Raw genomic sequence first — 14,956 nt, 5'->3', positions numbered from 1 at the left:
CCTCTTTACAGCTTGATTTCGATGTTCACGTCAGCCGGCAGGTCGAGGCGCATGAGCGAGTCGACGGCCTTCGGCGTGGGGTCGATGATGTCGATCAGCCGCTTGTGCGTGCGCATCTCGAAGTGCTCACGGCTGTCCTTGTACTTGTGCGGCGAACGGATGACGCAGTACACGTTCTTCTCGGTGGGCAACGGCACGGGGCCGACCACCGTGGCGCCTGCGCGCGTCACCGTCTCAACGATCTTCCGGGCCGAGACGTCGATGACCTCGTGGTCATAAGACTTCAGCCGGATGCGGATTTTCTGTCCCGCCATGGCGTCGTGACTCTCTTTCTTGAACGTACTTCCCTGTGACGGAGCCGAGGGCTCCTTGTGCATGGCGCCACCTGGTGGGCGCCCCTCCACGCAGACTGAATCCGGAAGGATCCGGGTTCCTCACCCTGCTGGAGCTCCGACCCCCGAACTCGGGCGTGTCGCCTCGTGCGGGCACGAGGGCGCACCGGGTCCGTTCCTCGGGGCGGGCTGTATGTGGTCCGTCCGTGGCAGCTTCCAGGAGCTGCTGGCCCCCGGTTCTGCTTCGGAACCCGATGGTGTCCTGGGGTCTGCCGGTTCGAACCGTTGGGAGCACACGTCGGCGCTTGAACAACGTCCTCCATCCTGCCAGAGATGCCAGACCGGTGCAAACGCACGGCCCCGTCCGCCGGGACCAGGGGCGTGGGCGACGGAGCGGAAGCCGTGGGGCTCGCCCGCCAGGTGCCCGCGCCGGCGGCCGGGCACGGGTCCCGACCGCACGCCGGCGCCCGGACGGACGGTCCCCCCGCCGTCGACCGCGAGCCCGGACGCGGAGGCTCCCGTGCGGGAGCTCGACCGCGCCCGGAACGCGCGAAACCCCCCGCCGCTGCGCGAGCGACGGGGGGTTCTGCGCAGATCGAGCAGTCCGGGGACTACTTGATGATCTTGGTGACGCGGCCGGAGCCCACGGTGCGGCCACCCTCGCGGATGGCGAAGCCGAGGCCCTCCTCCATGGCGATCGGCTGGATCAGCGCGACCGTCATCTCGGTGTTGTCGCCGGGCATGACCATCTCGGTGCCCTCAGGCAGCGTGATGACGCCGGTGACGTCGGTGGTCCGGAAGTAGAACTGCGGACGGTAGTTGGAGTAGAACGGGTTGTGACGCCCGCCCTCCTCCTTGGAGAGGATGTAGACGTTGGCCTCGAAGTCGGTGTGCGGGGTGATGGAACCCGGCTTGCACACGACCTGGCCGCGCTCGACGTCGTCACGCTTGAGACCGCGCAGCAGCAGGCCGCAGTTCTCGCCCGCCATGGCCTCGTCCATCTGCTTGTGGAACATCTCGATGCCGGTGACCGTGGTCTTCTGGACCGGGCGGATGCCGACGATCTCGACCTCGGAGTTGATCGGCAGCGTGCCACGCTCGGCACGGCCGGTCACCACGGTGCCGCGACCGGTGATGGTGAAGACGTCCTCGATCGGCATGAGGAACGGCTTGTCCATCTCACGGATGGGGTCGGGCACGTTCTCGTCGACGGCCTCCATGAGCTCCTCGACCTTGGCGACCCACTCGGGGTCGCCCTCGAGGGCCTTCAGCGCCGAGACGCGGACGACCGGCGCGTTGTCGCCGTCGAAGCCCTGGTCGGCGAGGAGCTCGCGGACCTCCATCTCGACGAGGTCCAGCAGCTCCTCGTCGTCGACCATGTCGGACTTGTTCAGGGCCACCAGCAGGTAGGGCACGCCGACCTGGCGGGCGAGCAGCACGTGCTCGCGGGTCTGGGCCATGGGGCCGTCCGTGGCGGCGACCACGAGGATGGCGCCGTCCATCTGCGCCGCACCGGTGATCATGTTCTTGACGTAGTCCGCGTGACCCGGGGCGTCGACGTGCGCGTAGTGGCGCTTCTCCGTCTGGTACTCGATGTGCGCGATGTTGATGGTGATGCCGCGCTGCTTCTCCTCCGGAGCGGAGTCGATGGCACCGAAGTCGCGCTTCTCGTTCAGGTCCGGGTACTTGTCGGCCAGGACCTTGGAGATGGCAGCCGTGAGCGTCGTCTTGCCGTGGTCGACGTGGCCGATGGTGCCGATGTTGACGTGCGGCTTGGTGCGCTCGAACTTGGCCTTCGCCATGGTTGTTCCTCCTAGAACATATGTCGTAGTTTGCTCAGCACTTCCCCACCGGGTGTTGTCGGGGGGAGCTTGAGGCGCTCAGCAGTACTGAAACCTCTGCAAGTCTACTTTGGCTGTACTTGTTTGATGAAATTCCCGGCCGGGGCCGAGGGGTGGTGCCTACTCGCCGCGGTTCTTCTGGACGATCTCCTCGGCGACGGCCTTGGGGACCTCCGAGTAGCTGTCGAACTGCATGGAGTACACGGCGCGGCCCTGGGTCTTGGACCGGAGGTCGCCGATGTAGCCGAACATCTCGGACAGCGGGACGAGGGCGCTGACCAGCTTGATGCCGCTCACGTCCTCCATCGACTGGATCTGGCCGCGGCGGGAGTTCAGGTCGCCGATGACCTCGCCCATGTACTCCTCGGGGGTGCGCACCTCGACCGCCATGAGCGGCTCGAGGAGGACGGGCTGCGCCTTGCGGGCACCCTCCTTGAACACCATCGAGCCGGCGATCTTGAACGCCATCTCGGAGGAGTCGACGTCGTGGTAGGCGCCGTCGAGCAGCGTGGCCTTGACGCCCACGACCGGGTACCCGGCGAGGATGCCGAGACGCATGGCGTCCTGGATGCCGGCGTCCACGGAGGGGATGTACTCGCGCGGGACGCGGCCGCCGGTGACCTTGTTGTCGAACTCGTAGAGCTCCTCGGCGTCCAGCGGGATCGGCTCGAAGGCCATCTGCACCTTGGCGAACTGGCCGGAGCCGCCGGTCTGCTTCTTGTGCGTGTAGTCGATCTTCTCGACGGCCTTCTTGATCGTCTCGCGGTAGGCCACCTGCGGCTTGCCGACGTTCGCCTCGACCTTGAACTCGCGCTTCATGCGGTCGACCAGGATGTCCAGGTGGAGCTCGCCCATGCCGCCGATCTCGGTCTGGCCGGTCTCCTCGTTGAGGGACACGGTGAACGTGGGGTCCTCGGCGGAGAGCTTCTGGATCGCGATGGAGAGCTTCTCCTGGTCGCCCTTGGTCTTCGGCTCGATGGCGACCGAGATGACCGGGGCGGGGAAGGACATGGACTCGAGCACGATCGGGTTCTGCAGATCGCACAGGGTGTCCCCCGTGGTGGTGTCCTTGAGCCCGATGGCGGCGTAGATGTGCCCGGCCTGGACGGTGTCGACCGGGTTCTCCTTGTTGGAGTGCATCTGGAACAGCTTGCCGATGCGCTCCTTCTTGCCCTTGGTGGAGTTGAGCACCTGGTCGCCGTTGCCGGCCTTGCCGGAGTACACGCGGATGTAGGTCAGCTGCCCGTAGAACGGGTGGTTGGCCACCTTGAAGGCGAGCGCGGAGAACGGCGCGGTCGAGTCGACCGGGCGGGAGAGGATCTCCTCCTCGTTGTTCAGCGCGTGGCCCTCGACGTTCGGCACGTCCAGCGGGGACGGCAGGAAGTCGATGACGGCGTCGAGCATCGGCTGCACGCCGCGGTTCTTGAACGCGGAGCCGCACAGCACGGGGTACGCCTGCGAGGTGATCGTGAGCTTCCGGATGCCGGCCTTGATCTCCTCGAGGGTGAGCTCCTCGCCGCCCAGGTACTTCTCCATGAGCACGTCGTCGGCCTCGGCGACGGACTCCACCAGCTGGTTGCGGTACTCCTCGGCCCGCTCCTGCAGGTCGGCGGGGATCTCCTCGATCTCGTACTTCGCCCCGAGGGAGACGTCGCCCTTGGAGTCGCCCGGCCAGACGAAGGCCTTCATGGTGAGCAGGTCGACCACGCCGGTGAACTCGGCCTCCGAGCCGATCGGGAGCTGCATGACCAGCGGCTTCGCGCCGAGGCGGTTGATGATGGTGTCGACGGTGAAGTAGAAGTCGGCGCCCAGCTTGTCCATCTTGTTGACGAAGCAGATGCGGGGGACGTCGTACTTGTCGGCCTGGCGCCAGACCGTCTCCGACTGGGGCTCGACGCCCTCCTTGCCGTCGAAGACCGCCACGGCGCCGTCGAGCACGCGCAGGGAGCGCTCGACCTCCACCGTAAAGTCCACGTGGCCCGGGGTGTCGATGATGTTGATCTGGTTGTCGTGCCAGTAGCAGGTCGTCGCGGCGGACGTGATCGTGATGCCGCGCTCCTGCTCCTGCGCCATCCAGTCCATGGTGGAGGCACCATCGTGGGTCTCGCCGATCTTGTGGGAGATACCGGTGTAGAACAGGATGCGTTCGGTGGTGGTGGTCTTCCCGGCATCGATGTGCGCCATGATGCCGATGTTGCGGACCTTCTTGAGGTCGGTAAGCACGTCAAGTGCCACGGTGATTCCCTTTCGGAGATGGTGCCGGCGGCCTGTCGGCCCGGGTGGGGCCGACAGGCCTGGAAGATTCTACCAGCGGTAGTGGGCGAAGGCCTTGTTGGACTCCGCCATCTTGTGGGTGTCCTCGCGGCGCTTCACGGCGGCACCGAGACCGTTGGACGCGTCCAGGATCTCGTTCTGCAGACGCTCGGTCATGGTGTTCTCACGACGGATCTTCGAGTAGCCGACGAGCCAGCGCAGGGACAGCGCCTGGGCGCGGCCCGGCTTGACCTCGACGGGCACCTGGTAGGTGGCGCCGCCGACGCGGCGGGACTTCACCTCGAGGGCCGGCTTGACGTTCTCGAGGGCTTTCTTGAGGGTGACGACGGGGTCGGCACCGGACTTGGCGCGGACGCCCTCGAGGGCACCGTAGACGATGCGCTCGGCGGTGGACTTCTTGCCGTCCTGGAGGACCTTGTTGATCAGCTGCGTGACGACCGGGGAGCTGTAGACCGGGTCGACGACGAGCGGGCGCTTGGGAGCGGGACCCTTACGAGGCATTACTTCTTCTCCTTCTTGGCGCCGTAACGGGAACGGGCCTGCTGGCGGCCCTTGACACCCTGGGTGTCGAGCGCGCCGCGGACGATCTTGTAGCGGACACCGGGGAGGTCCTTCACGCGACCGCCGCGGACGAGCACGATGGAGTGCTCCTGCAGGTTGTGGCCCTCACCGGGGATGTAGGCCGTGACCTCCACGCCGCCGTTGAGCTTCACGCGGGCGACCTTGCGCAGCGCCGAGTTCGGCTTCTTGGGGGTGGTGGTGTAGACGCGGGTGCACACGCCGCGCTTCATGGGGCTGCCCTTGAGTGCGGGCGCCTTGGTCTTGACGACCTTCGGGGTCCGGCCCTTGCGGACCAGCTGCTGGATTGTAGGCACAGTGTCTCCTGATCGGACGGGACGCGTCAGCGGCCCGCTGGGTGTTCGGCTCACCCGCGCCCGGCCGGGGCCGGGCGCGGGTGCGGCGCCTGACGTGGTCCCGCCGGGCGGGCACCACGGTCGCCGCGCCGAAGGTAGCTGGGCAGACGAAAAGGATGGCATTTCGGTACACACCGCGTACCGGAGGACCGAGTCCGTTCTGCCATGATTTCTTCGGCCTCCAGGGGCGCGGGCGCCGAGGGATGACCGTTCAATTCCTCGACAGCCTATCAGACCCCGGACGGGGCGGGGAAACGGGGCCGGACCTCGCCGCGTCAGCGTCCGGTCGCGGCGAGGTCCGCGGAGATCCGCCGCGCGCACTCGAGCAGGGGCGGCACGACGTCGTCCACGGGGTCCCCGGCGGTCGCGCCGGGCATCCCCACGCGCATGGAGACGTTCACGGCCGCGACCACGCGCCCGGTGCCGTCGGTCACGGGGGCGGCAACGGAGCGCAGCCCGATCTCGAGCTCCTGGTCCACGAGGGCCCAGCCCTGGGCGCGGACCCGCCGCAGGTCGGCCTCGAGGGCGGCGCGGTCGGTGAGGGTGTGCTCGGTCAGACGCTCGATCCGCGCCGTGCGGAAGTACTCGGCGAGCTGCTCCGGGCCCAGCCCGGCGAGCAGCACCCGGCCCATGGACGTGGCGTGGGCGGGGAACCGGGTGCCCACGGCGATCGCCACGGTCATGATCCGGTGCGTGGAGACGCGGGCGACGTAGACGATGTCGGAGCCGTCCAGCACGGAGGCGGACGTGGACTCCTCGACCCGCGCCGAGAGCGTCTCGAGGTGGGGGGCGGCCAGGGCCGGCAACGGTTGCGAGGAGAGGTAGGAGTAGCCGAGCTGGAGGACCGTGGGGGTGAGCTCGAAGAGCCGCCCGTCGGTCCGGACGTAGCCCAGCTCCTCGAGCGTGAGCAGGAACCGGCGCGCGGTGGCGCGGGTCAGCCCGGTGCGCCGGGCCACGTCGCTGAGGGTCATCCGGGGGTGCCGGGCGTCGAAGGCCGTGATCACGCCGAGCCCGCGTGCCAGCGACTGCACGAACTGTCCGGGGGCGCCTCGCTCCCCCGCTGGGGCGGTCGGGTCCTGCTCGGTCATCGGTGGCCTCCTGCGGGCCTCGTCCGGGGTGCGGCGGCCGGTGCCGGCCCGCCGCACCCGCGGGATCGGTGCTGGGCTCAGCGGGCGGGGCGCAGCGGGACGTCGACGATCTGCTGGAGCTCCTCGAAGCTCGTGCCGAAGGTCTCGCGCACCGACACGCCGTCCTCCTCGATGAGGAAGACGGCCTGGTCGGTGTAGATCCGGGAGACGCAGCCGACGCCGGTGAGCGGCATGGTGCACCGCTCCACGAGCTTGGACTGCCCCTTCTTGGTCTGCAGTGACATCATCACGAATGTCATCTTCGCACCCGTGGCCAGGTCCATGGCCCCGCCCACCGCGGGGATCGCGTCCGGCCGACCCGTGTGCCAGTTGGCGAGGTTGCCCTGGGCGTCCACCTGGAAGGCGCCGAGCACGCAGTAGTCCAGGTGCCCGCCGCGCATCATGGCGAAGGAGTCGGCGTGGTGGAAGTACGAGCAGCCCGGGGTCTCGACCACGGGGATCTTGCCGGCGTTGATGAGATCGGCGTCCACCTCCTCGCCGTGGGCCTCGGGGCCCATGCCGAGCATGCCGTTCTCGGTGTGCAGGGTGACGTCGTCCTCGGCGCTCAGGTAGTTGGCGACCAGGGTGGGCTGGCCGATGCCGAGGTTGGCGTAGGAGCCGGCCGGGATGTCGCGGGCGACGAGGCGGGCCAGGTCGTCCGTGCTCAGCGGGGCGTCGGCGGTCATCGGGACGGTGCCCGCCTCGTTCAGGGTGTTCTCGCTCATCTCAGATGTCCTCTCGGGGGTCGAGCTGGACCGGGGACTCGATCCGCACGACGGTGTCCACGTAGATGCCCGGGGTCACGACGACCTCCGGGTCCAGCGCGCCGCGCTCCACGATCTCCGCGACCTCCACGATGGAGGTGGTGGCGGCCGCGGCCATGATCGGGCCGAAGTTGCGCGCCGTCTTGCGGTAGACGAGGTTGCCGGCCCGGTCCGCGACATGCGCCTTGGTCAGGGAGAAGTCGGCCCTGATGGGGTGCTCGAGCACGTAGTGGCGGCCGTCGATCTCGCGGACCTCCTTGCCCTCCGCGAGCGGGGTGCCGTAGCCGGTGGGGGTGAAGAACCCCCCGATGCCGGCGCCGGCGGCGCGGATGCGCTCGGCGAGGTTGCCCTGGGGGACGACCTCGAGCTCGATCTGCCCGGCCCGGTACTTCTCGTCGAAGTGCCACGAGTCGGACTGGCGCGGGAAGGAGCAGATGATCCTGGCCACGCGGCCCAGCTGGATCAGCCGGGCCAGGCCGACGTCGCCGTTGCCGGCGTTGTTGTTCACGACCGTCAGGCCGGTGGCGCCGTGGTCGATGAGCGCGTCGATGAGCTCGACGGGCTGGCCGGCCACGCCGAAGCCGCCGATCATGACGGTGGCGCCGTCGTGGATCGGGGCCACGGCCTGCGCGCAGCTCTCTGCGATGTTCAGCATGCGATGTGCCTTCCTTCGGTGGTCTGTTCCGCCCGGTGCCCCGGGGGCTCAGGCGTTCTGGTTTTCGAGCACGACGGCGAGGCCCTGGCCCACGCCGATGCAGATGGCCGCCACCCCCCAGCGCTGCCCCGAGGCCCGGAGGGACTTCGCGAGCGTGCCGAGGATGCGGGTGCCGGAGGCGCCGAGGGGGTGGCCGATGGCGATCGCGCCGCCGTGCCGGTTGACGATGCCCGGGTCGATCCCCCACGCATCGACACAGGCCAGGGACTGGGCGGCGAAGGCCTCGTTGAGCTCCACGGCGGCGACGTCGTCCCAGGTGATGCCGGCGCGCCGCAGGGCGAGGTTCGCGGCCTCGACCGGGGCGAAGCCGAAGAACTGCGGCTCGTTGGCGGCGGCGCCGCGGCCGGCGACGCGGGCGAGGGGCTGCAGTCCGGTCAGCTCGGCGGCCTTCTCGGAGCCCAGCAGCGCCGCCGACGCCCCGTCGTTGAGGGGTGAGGCGTTGCCGGCGGTGACGGTGCCGCCCTGGTCCGCCGGCCGGAAGACGGTCCTGAGCCCACCCAGCTTCTCGACCGTGGAGGACGCGCGGACGGACTCGTCCCGAGTGAGCTCGGTGCCGGGGACCGGGACGGTGAGGTCCTCGTAGAAGCCCTCGTCCCACGCCTGCTGGGTGAGCTGGTGGGAGCGGAACGCGAACTCGTCCATCCGGTCGCGGGTGATGCCGTGCCGCTCGGCGAGCTGCTCGGTGGCCTCGCCCAGGGACACGGTCCACTCGGGCTTCATCCGCTGGTTGACGAGCCGCCAGCCGAGCGTGGTGGAGGCCAGGGTCAGGTCGCCGGCCGGATAGGGCTTCTCCGTCTTCGGGAGGACCCAGGGGGCCCGGCTCATGGACTCGACGCCGCCGACGAGCATCAGGTCGGCCTCTCCCGCGTTGATCTGTCGGGACGCGATGATCGCGGCGTCGAGGGAGGACCCGCACAGGCGGTTGACGGTGGTGCCGGGGAGCTCGACGGGCAGGCCGGCCAGCAGCGTGCCCATGCGGGCGACGTTGCGGTTCTCCTCGCCGGCGCCGTTGGCGTTGCCGAGCACGACCTCGTCGATCGCGGCGGGGTCGAGCGCGGCCGCGCGCCGGACCTGCTCGCCGATCACCAGGGCGGCCAGGTCGTCGGGGCGCACGCCCGCCAGGGCGCCGCCGAAGCGGCCGAAGGGGGTCCGCACGGCGTCGTAGATGTAGGCCTCGGTCATGGTGTTCCTCACTTGCGTCGTTGCACGTCGGTCACGGGGTGTCGGGAGGGAAGGTCAGGAGGTCAGGCGGCCGGGGGCACGGGGTTGCCGTGGCCCTCGGCGTCGAGGGCGTCGAGCACCTGCTTGGCGTGCTTGAAGGCGTTGTTGGCGGAGGGCACGGAGAGGTAGATCGCCGACTGCAGCAGGATCTCCTTGATCTCGTCCCGCTCGAGGCCGTTGCGCAGGGCGGCGCGCACGTGCATCTCGAACTCCTCCCAGTGCCCGGCCGCGATCAGCGCGGTCAGGGTCACGGCGCTGCGCATCCGCCGGTCCAGTCCCGGCCGGGTCCAGATCTCGCCCCACGCGTAGCGGGAGATGAAGTCCTGGAACTCGGCGGTGAACGCGTCCTTGCCGGCCTCGGCGCGGTCGACGTGGGCGTCGGAGAGGACCTCGCGGCGCACGACCATGCCGTCGGCGTGCGCCTGCTGCTCGGTGCGCTGGGGGTCGGTGCTCATGCTCGTGCTCCTTCGGCGTCGGCGGGGTGGGCGGTGAAGTGCCCGGCCAGCAGGCGGGCCACGTCCTGCGGGGCCTCGGCCGGGAGCAGGTGGGCGGCCTCGTCCAGGACGACGGCCCGCCCGCCGACGGCCTCGGCGAGGGCGACCACGGCCCCCGGCGGGGTCGCGGCGTCGTGGGCTCCGGCGACCGTGAGCACGGGGGCGCGCACGCCGCCGAGCCGTTCGCGCAGGTCGAAGTCGCCGAGCGCCTCGCAGGCCCGGGCGTAGGAGAAGCGGTCGGCGTCCTGGAGGTCGTGCAGCAGGCCGGTGGTGGTGACCGCGTCCCGCTCGATGAACCCGGGGGCGAACCAGCGCTGCGCGGATCCCACCACCTGGGTGGGTGTGCCGGCGGCGGCGACGAGCCGTGCGCGCTCGGCCCATCCGGCGGGCTCCCCCACCCGGGCGGCGGTGCCGAGCAGGACGGCGGCGCCCACCCGGTCGGGGGCGTCGAGGAGCAGCTGCTGGCCCACGCAGCCGCCGATCGAGTTGCCGGCGTAGTAGAACGGACGTTCGCTCACCGCATCGGGGCGGTCGCGGTCGAGCGCGGCCAGCACCCCCTGTGCCAGCTCCGACATGGTGAACGGCTCGCCGGTGGGGGCGGAGGCCCCGTGGCCGGGCAGGTCCCAGCCCAGGACATCGAAGTCCCCCTCGAGCCGGCGCACGACACCCGACCAGAGGGAGGTGACGGACGTGCCCAGAGAGGGGCCGAGCACGACGAGGCGGGCCTGCGGGGACGGGGTCGGGCGGCCGGGGAACCGGACGAGGGCGAGCTCGGGAACGGTCATGCGGTGCTCCTGGAACGGGTCGGGGCTGAGGTCGGGGTCGAGGTCTCGTCGGACGCCCGGGCGGTGGTCTCCGCGGCCGAACGGTCGTTCGCGGAGCGGCGTGCCCGCTCGAGCGCCCGGTCGATCAGCAGGCCGTTGGCGCCGAGGTAGCCGGCGGGGTCCAGCAGCCCGGCGACGAAGGCCTCGTCCACCGGGGTGCCGTCGGGCCGGACGGCGCCCGCGGCCAGCGCGAGGAGGGCGCTGACCATGCCGTCGCGGTCGGTGGCGTGCTCGCGCACGGCGTCCTGCACCTGCTGCTTGCCCGTGGCGCCGCCGGCCCGGGGCACGAGCGGCGCCAGGGCGGCGCTGATCCGCTCGGCGAGCACGGCGGGGCCGGAGGCGTCGAGGTTCGCGCGCATCCGTGCTGGGTCCACGACGAGGCCCTGCGCGAGCTCGGCGGCGTGCGACGACGCCGCGACCGCGAGCCGGGCGAGCTCCCGCAGCGCGGCCCACTCGGCGTGCCAGGCCCCGTCGGGGCGCTCGTCCACGTACTGGCCCGCGGCCAGGTGGACCTGCGCGAGCAGCTGGGGGGCGCTCAGCGCGGTCCGCTTGAGCAGCACCGACAGGACCGGGTTCTGCTTCTGCGGCATCGCCGAGGACACTCCCCGGCCCTCGGCGGCCGGTTCCCGCAACTCCCCGAGCTCGGGGCGGGCGAGCAGGAGGACGTCGTTGGCGATCCGCCCGAGGGCCGCGCACACGGCCGCGAGGGTGCCGGCCGTGCGCAGGACGGGGCGCCGGGTCGTGTGCCAGACGTGCGGGGGCAGGGCGAGGCCGAGCTCGTCGGCCCAGTGCCCGGCCAGGCCGATGGCGCGCTCGGCGGCGTCGGGGGCGTCCGGGAAGAGGGCGAGGCTCGCGGCGAGGGAGCCGGCGGCGCCGCCGTAGGACACGGGCAGACGGCGCAGCTCGGCCAGGTCCCCGTCCAGGTCCTGGAGGCCGGCGAGCCAGCTGGAGGCCTTGAGCCCGAAGGTGGTGGGCAGGGCGTGCTGGGTCAGCGTGCGGGCGGTCTGCACGGTGGCGCGGTGGGCGTCGGCCAGGGCGGCCAGTGCGCCCTGGGCGGCCGCCAGGTCGCGGGCCAGGGGCTCGGCGGACCGGTGCAGGACGAGCATCATGGCGGTGTCCATGACGTCCTGACTGGTGAGGCCGCGGTGCACCCAGCGCACCGCGGCGGGGTCGAGCTCCCCGAGCCGCCGGCGGTAGTCGGCGAGCAGCGGGATGACGGGGTTGCCGCCGTCCTCGGCCCGGCGGGCGAGGTCTGCGGCGTCGTAGTCCCCGGCGCGGGCGGCGCGGCGGGCGGCGTCCGCGGCCTCCGCCGGCGCGAGGCCGGCGGCCGACTGGGCGCCGACCCACGCGGCCTCCACGTCGAGCAGCGCCTGGAGCACCGCCGTGTCGTCCGTGCGCGCGGCGCCGCGGTGGGCGCCGGGGCTGAGCAGGCCGACGTCGGTCATGCGGGTCCTCCTGGGGTCGTTCGGTCACGGGGACGCTCGCCGTGGCGCAGAGCGGGCCGGGCGCGGCGCAGGGGCTCCGGCCGCACCGGCCGGAGCCCCTGCGCGCGGGTCACTTCTCGAGGTTCGGGTAGGTGAGGAAGACGGTCTCCCCCTCGCCCTGCAGCCGGAGGTCGAAGCGCAGGGAGCCGTCGGCCTCGCGCTCGGCGACCAGGGTGCGGCGCCGGTCCTCGGGCAGGGAGCGCAGCAGCGGGTCGGCCGCGAGGGCCTCGGTGTCCTCCGGCAGATAGATGCGGGTGAACAGCCGGTTCGTCACGCCCCGGGCGAAGACGGTCAGCGTGATGAACGGCGCCTTGCCGGGCTCCGTCGGCCCCGGGTCCACCGTCGTGAAGGTGTAGTGGCCCTCGTTGTCGACGGACGCGCGGCCGAAGCCGGTGAAGGTGTAGCCGTCGCGCACGAGCGAGCCGGTCGCGGTGGGGACCGCACCGTTGCCGTCCGCCTGCCAGATCTCGAGCATGGCGTCCGGCACGTGGTCGCCGTGGCCGTCGGTGACGGTGCCGTGCAGGCGCACCGCCTGCGGGTGCCCGAGCGGGACCAGCAGCTCGCCCCTGTCGTAGGGCAGCGCGTAGCCGAAGAACGGCCCGATCGTCTGGCCGGGGGTGGCCGGGAGCTTGGGGTGAGCGGGGGTCTCAGACATCGGAGTCGCCTTCCGTCCAGGTGCGGTTCGAGCCGCTGAGCACGATGTCCCAGGTGTAGCCGAGCAGCCACTCGTGCTCGGACGCGTCGTGGTCGTACTCGGCCACGAGCCGCCGGCGGGCCTCGGGGTCCACGATGGACTGGAAGATCGGGTCCAGCGCGAACAGCGGGTCCGAGGGGAAGTACATCTGGGTGATCATCCGCTGGGTGAAGTCCGTGCCGAACAGGGAGAAGTGCACGTGCGCGGGCCGCCAGGCGTTGTGGTGGTTCTTCCAGGGGTACGGGCCGGGCTTGATGGTGACGAACTCGTAGGAGCCGTCGTCGCCGGTGAGGCACCGTCCCACGCCCGTGAAGTTGGGGTCGATGGGGGCGGGGTGCTGGTCCCGCTTGTGGATGTAGCGCCCGGCGGCGTTGGCCTGCCAGATCTCCACGAGCTGGCGGCGCACGGGCCGGCCGTCGCCGTCGAGGACCCGGCCGCGGATCTTGATCCGCTCGCCGATCGGCTCCCCGCCCGACTGGATGGTCAGGTCCGACTCGAGCCGGTGCACGTCCCGCTCGCCGAAGGCGGGGGCGTGCAGCTCGATGGTCTCCGGGTCCGCGTGGTGCAGGTCCTTGGTGGGGTGCCGCAGGATCGAGCTGCGGTAGGGCGCGTAGTCCAGCCGCGGCTGCGTCTCGGTGCGTCCCGAGGCGGCGTGGTCCTCGCTGATCCGCGCCATCTCGCGGTCGAGGTCGGCCTGCGTGTCCGCCGCGTCGTCGGGGCCCTTCGGCGTGAGGTGCACGAAGGACTCTCCCGCCCCCTGGTCCTGGTCGGTCATGGTTCAGCTCCTTTGTTGCGAGGTGGCTGCCGCACCGGCGGGCGTGGTGCCTGCGGTGGCCGGCGCGTCCGCGACGAACTCTCCGAGGCTAGCGCATCCGGTGCAGCATTCGCACATGTGTTCGTTGTGCGAACTTCTTGGGGGGTCACAGTGCGGGCCCGGAGACCAAGCGTCAGCGGTCGTCGGGCCAGCCCGTGTAGGACTCCGCGAAGTAGGCGGCGCCGCGCTCGGAGCCGGTGATCGCCCTGAACTCGCCGCGCCGGCGCTTCTGGTTGAAGGGGTTCTCCCCCGGCTGGGTGTGCATCAGGTGGGTGGCCCAGTAGGAGAAGTTCTGCGCCTTCCACACGCGCTCCAGCGCCGTGGCCGAGTACCCGGCCAGCCCGGTTCCGTCGCCCGAGCGGAAGAACTCCACGAGCGCCGGGGCGAGCACGCGGACGTCGCAGAACGCGAGGTTCAGGCCCTTGGCGCCGGTCGGGGGGACGGTGTGGCCGGCGTCGCCGACGAGGAACAGGTTGCCGTGGCGCAGGGGCTCGCAGACGTAGGAGCGGAACTTCAGCACGGTCTTGTCGAAGATGCGGCCCTCCTGGAGCCGGAGCCCGTCGGGGCCCTCGACGCGGCGCTGGAGCTCGGCCCAGATCCGCTCGTCGTCCCAGTCGTCGACGTTCTCCTCCGGGTCGCACTGGAAGTACATCCGCTGGACGGTCTCACTGCGCTGGGAGACCAGGGCGAAGCCGTGCTCGGAGTTCGAGTAGATGAGCTCCGGGGCGCTCGGCGGGGCCTCGGCGAGGATGCCGAACCACGCGAAGGGGTACTCGATGAAGTTGTCGGTGCGCTCCTGCTCCGGGATCGCGCGGCGGCAGACGCTCTGCGAGCCGTCGGCGCCCACGAGCATCTCGCAGCGGATCTCGAGGTCCTCGCCCGCGGCGTCGGTGAAGCGGATCCCCGGGCGGTCGGTGGTCAGGTCGACCACCTCGGTGTCCGTGACGGACCAGCGGACGTCGCCGCCGTCGCGCTCCCGGGCGTTGGCCAGGTCCAGGAACACCTCGTTCTGCGGGTAGAGCCACACGGACTCGCCGACGAGCTTCTTGAAGTCGATCCGGTGGCTCTCCCCCGCGAAGCGCAGCACGGTGCCCTCGTGCTCGTGGCCCTCCGTCAGCACCCGCCCGTCGACCCCCTCGTCGACGAGCATGCGCACGGTGGGCGCCTCGAGGATGCCGGCCCGGTGGGTGGCGTGGATGGTGTCCTTGTCGCGCCTCTCGACGACGATGCTGTCGATGCCGGCACGGCCGAGCAGGTGGGCGAGCATCAGCCCGGCCGGTCCGCCGCCGACGATGCCGACCTGCGTGCTGAGAACGGTGCGCTGTGCGCTCATGAGTGCTCCTGGTGATACGACGGGAATCGTGTCCAGTGTCTCAGCGGCCTGTGGGCGGCACCACAACCGTCCCGTTGAACGGGACGAGCGGAGCGGTGCGCGCGGGGTGCGGCCGGTGCGGGAGC

Annotated in this window: 15 protein-coding genes; all 15 read right to left on the bottom strand. The window is 71.0% G+C overall.

Annotated elements, in window-relative coordinates:
• Positions 1–5: 5 nt before the first annotated feature.
• Positions 6–314, bottom strand: coding sequence for a 30S ribosomal protein S10 (rpsJ, locus tag ACYVM4_RS11885; protein WP_003803825.1), 309 nt, complete (start codon positions 312–314; stop codon positions 6–8).
• 629 nt (positions 315–943) lie between these two features.
• Positions 944–2,134 carry an elongation factor Tu gene (gene tuf / locus ACYVM4_RS11880; protein ID WP_368812725.1) on the bottom strand — a complete coding sequence of 397 codons (1,191 nt, stop codon included), beginning with the start codon at positions 2,132–2,134 and terminating at the stop codon, positions 944–946.
• A 159-nt stretch (positions 2,135–2,293) separates the two neighbouring features.
• The gene (gene fusA, locus ACYVM4_RS11875) at positions 2,294–4,408 is read right to left on the bottom strand and encodes an elongation factor G (protein ID WP_460668695.1); all 2,115 of its coding nucleotides are present in this window, start codon (positions 4,406–4,408) and stop codon (positions 2,294–2,296) included.
• A gap of 69 nt (positions 4,409–4,477) precedes the next feature.
• Positions 4,478–4,948 (bottom strand): 30S ribosomal protein S7, encoded by a 471-nt coding sequence (gene rpsG, locus ACYVM4_RS11870; RefSeq protein WP_368799104.1) that lies wholly within the window; start codon positions 4,946–4,948, stop codon positions 4,478–4,480.
• Positions 4,948–5,322: a 30S ribosomal protein S12 gene (gene rpsL, locus ACYVM4_RS11865; protein WP_017833291.1), complete on the bottom strand. Its 375-nt coding sequence runs from the start codon at positions 5,320–5,322 to the stop codon at positions 4,948–4,950. The genes rpsG and rpsL overlap by 1 nt, the downstream gene beginning before the upstream one ends.
• A gap of 314 nt (positions 5,323–5,636) precedes the next feature.
• Positions 5,637–6,449: an IclR family transcriptional regulator domain-containing protein gene (locus tag ACYVM4_RS11860; RefSeq protein WP_368820410.1), complete on the bottom strand. Its 813-nt coding sequence runs from the start codon at positions 6,447–6,449 to the stop codon at positions 5,637–5,639.
• A 77-nt stretch (positions 6,450–6,526) separates the two neighbouring features.
• Positions 6,527–7,213: a 3-oxoacid CoA-transferase subunit B gene (locus tag ACYVM4_RS11855; protein ID WP_438612796.1), complete on the bottom strand. Its 687-nt coding sequence runs from the start codon at positions 7,211–7,213 to the stop codon at positions 6,527–6,529.
• Between the two features lies 1 nt (position 7,214).
• Positions 7,215–7,907 carry a 3-oxoacid CoA-transferase subunit A gene (locus ACYVM4_RS11850; RefSeq protein ID WP_368820411.1) on the bottom strand — a complete coding sequence of 231 codons (693 nt, stop codon included), beginning with the start codon at positions 7,905–7,907 and terminating at the stop codon, positions 7,215–7,217.
• Between the two features lie 48 nt (positions 7,908–7,955).
• On the bottom strand, positions 7,956–9,149 hold the full coding sequence (locus ACYVM4_RS11845) for a thiolase family protein (RefSeq protein ID WP_368820412.1): 1,194 nt from the start codon (positions 9,147–9,149) through the stop codon (positions 7,956–7,958).
• A 62-nt stretch (positions 9,150–9,211) separates the two neighbouring features.
• Positions 9,212–9,643: a 4-carboxymuconolactone decarboxylase gene (gene pcaC / locus ACYVM4_RS11840; RefSeq protein WP_368820413.1), complete on the bottom strand. Its 432-nt coding sequence runs from the start codon at positions 9,641–9,643 to the stop codon at positions 9,212–9,214.
• Positions 9,640–10,467 (bottom strand): alpha/beta fold hydrolase, encoded by an 828-nt coding sequence (locus ACYVM4_RS11835; protein WP_460668694.1) that lies wholly within the window; start codon positions 10,465–10,467, stop codon positions 9,640–9,642. Before ACYVM4_RS11835 ends, pcaC begins: the two co-directional genes overlap by 4 nt.
• Complete coding sequence (locus ACYVM4_RS11830) at positions 10,464–11,951, bottom strand: lyase family protein (protein ID WP_460668693.1); 1,488 nt, start codon at positions 11,949–11,951, stop codon at positions 10,464–10,466. The genes ACYVM4_RS11835 and ACYVM4_RS11830 overlap by 4 nt, the downstream gene beginning before the upstream one ends.
• Positions 11,952–12,060: 109 nt before the next feature.
• A complete protein-coding gene (gene pcaG, locus ACYVM4_RS11825) occupies positions 12,061–12,645 on the bottom strand; it encodes a protocatechuate 3,4-dioxygenase subunit alpha (RefSeq protein ID WP_368820416.1) in 585 nt (194 codons plus the stop codon).
• Positions 12,638–13,459 (bottom strand): protocatechuate 3,4-dioxygenase subunit beta, encoded by an 822-nt coding sequence (gene pcaH, locus ACYVM4_RS11820; RefSeq protein WP_368820417.1) that lies wholly within the window; start codon positions 13,457–13,459, stop codon positions 12,638–12,640. The genes pcaG and pcaH overlap by 8 nt, the downstream gene beginning before the upstream one ends.
• Positions 13,460–13,631: 172 nt before the next feature.
• Entirely contained in the window at positions 13,632–14,831 is a 1,200-nt protein-coding gene (locus tag ACYVM4_RS11815) for a 4-hydroxybenzoate 3-monooxygenase (protein WP_368820419.1), read from the bottom strand.
• Between the last annotated feature and the right edge of the window lie 125 nt (positions 14,832–14,956).

The sequence above is a fragment of the Kocuria himachalensis genome (genome assembly GCF_054784195.1).
Note: the sequence above shows the minus strand (reverse complement) of the source record. Positions and strands in the feature narration are given on the sequence as shown.